This is a genomic window from Halomicronema sp. CCY15110, assembly GCF_016888165.1.
Classification (GTDB): Bacteria; Cyanobacteriota; Cyanobacteriia; order Phormidesmidales; family Phormidesmidaceae; genus Halomicronema.
This window is the reverse complement of the sequence record NZ_JACSWC010000155.1, coordinates 1-3760: the sequence shown is the minus strand read 5'-3', so window position 1 is coordinate 3760 and position 3760 is coordinate 1. Positions and strand designations below refer to the sequence as shown.

Below are 3760 nucleotides of genomic sequence, written 5' to 3'. Positions count from 1 at the left end.
ATCGAAGCTTGAAACACTTGATATACAATTGTTTCAAGAGATGTGGCCCATTTTTACACGAATCGGTGCCATACCCCATGAGCGTCCGCCAAACTTCAAGACACGTCTCAGTTGTGGCTGAGGTTTGGTGTGATTGCAAAGACCCGCCTCGCGACTTTAGGGCCGACTCTGCGTAAAACTGCTGAATGCCGAAGGGTGTCAGGAGAGCCATTAGGATCTCAATGGCTTGGTCTTCATGGGGTGCCAGGACATAAGCTAGCACGTCCCCAGTTCGATGGTCGATCGCGTGCCACAGCCATCGCTGTTGTCGCTTGGATTGCACAAAGCTCCACATTTCGTTCATTTCCGCTGCCTCTACTTGAACAACCATCGCCGCGGTAGGCGGCGTTTCCATGGACTCTCGGAGAGGGCGATTGACCACCTCAAGCTGGCAATGTTTTTTTGAGTTCCTCAATTACTGTAGTGGGGCTGATGTGCAGCATCCGGGCGGTATCCCGAATTCCGCTACCATTCATGGCTATATCGGCGCTTTGCTGCTTCACCGCCGGCAAGTATCCCCGATAGCTGTAGTTCAGGATAAATGAGGCGCGCGGACACTCGGTGTTACGACAGCGATAGCACTGTTTACCTTCAGCGCTTTGACCATTTTTGACCACATCCGTCGTGTGACAGTGAGGGCAACAGACCGGTTCCAATACCATTGTGAGCAGACCTGATAGACACCATGATTATCTCGATTCATCACACAGGTCTATAACATCACCCGCATTTTTGAGAGACCTAAGAGTCTTCCAAGAAGACTAGCTTTGGGCTTTACAAGTCTCATAAAAAGACTTTAGATGACTTTTCAGTGCGAGGCAGCAAAGCTTGGACTTTTCCTTGTGGGGTGTGCCGCTACTTTTGACTGCTGCTGTCTCTTTATGAGACTCAAAAAGCCAAGATTCAGTCTTCAATAAATTTCTTTGGGTCTCAAGGAGAGATATGCGTACTCTGTTTGGCTGGGTGCTCATGCAGGGCTAATGTCGCAGTTCATGCTGATCTCACGCCTGACTGATTTGAAGGTCTCCCTTGAGAAAATGTTGGTGGCTGATAACGACAGTTGATTTTGAATGATGATGGTTAGTCAGTGAATCTCGATGCCGCATTCTTGTGCTTGGTTTATGAACCAAGACTTGCTCCAAGCTGCTGTGTAAATTGTCAGGCTCGGAATGCCCCCTTTGAATCACGCTATCCACTCAGTTTCAAAAACCATTTCCTCTGAGGTCAGCAACGTCGTCACTGCATCTACCTCTGCCCAGAAGATTTAGGCGATCGCCCTAGCACTCACAAAGTCTTGTTCCGAAAGGGGTAGGCTCACCGAGCAAGGATAATGCGACCTCAACAAATCTGTGATGTGATTTTGCGAATCGCCGAGAGAAGTGAGCTCTCAAGCAATTGTCAAGCGCTATAATTTGCCCTACGGCCTCCTCCTTAGGCCGCCAAGCGCCTCTTGGCAAGCGTTACATCCATTTCCGCGATCGCTATTACATCCCTTCGAGAAATAGTCCAAAAATAGTCCACTCGCCAAATATTAGCTCTGGATCTCCCTTCCAAAAAGGTTTTTAGGCTTTCGAGTAGTTGCGGTATACGCAACTACTCGAGAAAATGAGGGGAATAGAGCGCCCAGGAGTTTGTCGCTCAATTGCCATTGCATGACCGACTAGAATGACGCTTTGTACGCCTGAGCTGCATGCTAGTCAGCGCACAAGAGTAGTTGAATTAGGGTGAAAGTCTCATAAAGAGTCTCAGGAAAATTTATAAGGGACCCAAAATGCAGTTGACGAGTCTCAGTGTGAGTATTTGCTGGTGATTGTCACCTTCCCTGCTCTCGTTGGTGAGGTTGTTGTTGGTGTTGAAGGTGCTAGGTGAAGAGAATTTGCCAGGCCACGATCGCGATCGCCAAATCGGCCCAAGCGTGACTGATATAGCAAGCCCAAAGTGATTGATAACGCAGATAGCATGCCGACCAGGTGGCTCCGGCAACAAAAACCCCGATTGAGCCCAAGCTGGTGACGACCCAATTTTCGGTAAAACCAAACAGCGACACCACATGATGCAAGGTGAAACACAGCGCCGCCAAAGCAACTGCCCCACCACCAGGCACCAGAACCTCGCATTTGCGATACACAAACCACCGCCAGATATACTCTTCGACCAAGGCATTTACAAAAGTGAAGTAGATCGCAAATGCCGCAAAAATCCAAGGATTTAGCAACCCCACTGCCGTTGCCTGCGATCGCGTCACCTCCACATCAATCCACCGCTGCCCCAGCAGCACATACGCGCCATAAATCACCCCAAACATCGCGAGGCCAAGCCATCCGCCCACCCACCATTCCTGACGGGTGGGCCAACCCAGCGATAGCGATTGCCGATCGATCCGCCACACCCAAAGCAGCGGCAGCACCAAAATCCACACGCGAGTGGCCACAAACAAGGCTTGCCCACCAGCCCCCTGGCCATACAAACGCGCCACAATACCGAGATTTGCCGCTCCTACTACCAGCACCAAAGCGATGAACGCCGCCAGACGTGGAGAAGACTTGAACATAGCGTTTAGCGAAACCTCCGGCAATCAATTTACTGGGCAGAGTGAGATTCGCCAAAGACGCAGGGACTCCGGGGCATCCTGCCTTATTCCCAACCCACCGCGATCGCACTCACCAACCAAAACCATTCCCTGAAGCGCCTATCTATATAGCAATCCTGGTGCCGCCTGCAGACAAAGCCGCTGATCCGTTAAAGCATCAACGACCAACTCCCTTTCTCCTTGTGCTTCAGAGATGTAAATCACGCCCTGCCGCCACTCCCAAGTCCCCAAAATTTCATCAAAGCCACAGGCTGGGGCAATGATCCACCGAGTAAACGTCCCCGCTCGATCAAACCTCATCCTTGCCCGTCCTCTAGAAGGCGGCAAAGGATAACTCTCTGAGTAAAAAACCATTAACTCACGCGAGGATTCCTCTTGGGCATAAACCCAGGTTTGGCAAAGCACTGCTGAACTTGGCGGCATATCTTTATCTCTACCATTTTCAGAAAAACGAGCCATTCCCTCTTCTCTCCCAACCGACAAGATCAACGAGCAAACGCCATTTTCCCTAGGCTTACCATGCTATTGCCAATTTTCTCAGTTGAAACTAACTGCCCGATTGCCTACAAAAAGAGGCTGACGAGCTGCGTTACCCTCCGGGTTTCACCGTCCCAGACTGGTAAATTACTAAGCCTCTACTTGCGCAAAATGTCCCGCTTCAGCATGGCGATCGCGCTGCTGCGAAATCATGCCCTTCAGCCTCATGACATGCAGGCCACCGTCGGCGAACACGCAGGCACCTTACACATTTTGCTCGAAAGTCAGACAATGTCAGCTTAAGCAACCTATAGCAAAATCATTTCCCAAGGACTTCAAAAGCTCGCGATCGCCACCCTCGACAAAGCTCATATTTATGGCCGAACTGGCAATCGCGAGTTTGCCTGGAAGGCGGTCGTCTCCTTGCGAGAACAGACCATCCTCGGCCAAAGCCAGTTCACCCTGTCATCGTCACGATTTGCATCGCTGGAACCGTCTCAAACGCGGTTTCCCACCCCCCAAAGCGTACCGATACAAAAGCAGCAGTGCGGATGGCGGTTTTGCCTAAGGGGGCTAATAGAGCTGTTGTGAATTAGCCTTCAAAATCCTTGTAACCTTTGCATGTAAAGCATTTCAGTGAATTGCGCTAGGAAT

At 50.6% G+C, this 3760-nt stretch carries 4 protein-coding genes; all 4 read right to left on the bottom strand.

All coding sequences use genetic code 11. The annotated features are described in order from the left end of the window. On the bottom strand, positions 1 to 370 hold a 370-nt coding region (locus tag JUK32_RS03260), incomplete at its 3' end, for an IS1 family transposase (protein WP_255538040.1). Positions 371 to 422: 52 nt separating this feature from the next. Next, entirely contained in the window at positions 423 to 701 is a 279-nt protein-coding gene (locus JUK32_RS03255; protein WP_204137419.1) for an IS1 family transposase, read from the bottom strand. 1199 nt (positions 702 to 1900) lie between these two features. Continuing rightward, on the bottom strand, positions 1901 to 2590 hold the full coding sequence (locus tag JUK32_RS03250; protein ID WP_204137418.1) for a CPBP family intramembrane glutamic endopeptidase: 690 nt from the start codon (positions 2588 to 2590) through the stop codon (positions 1901 to 1903). Positions 2591 to 2728: 138 nt separating this feature from the next. Then, entirely contained in the window at positions 2729 to 3088 is a 360-nt protein-coding gene (locus tag JUK32_RS03245; RefSeq protein ID WP_204137417.1) for a hypothetical protein, read from the bottom strand. Positions 3089 to 3760: the final 672 nt, after the last annotated feature.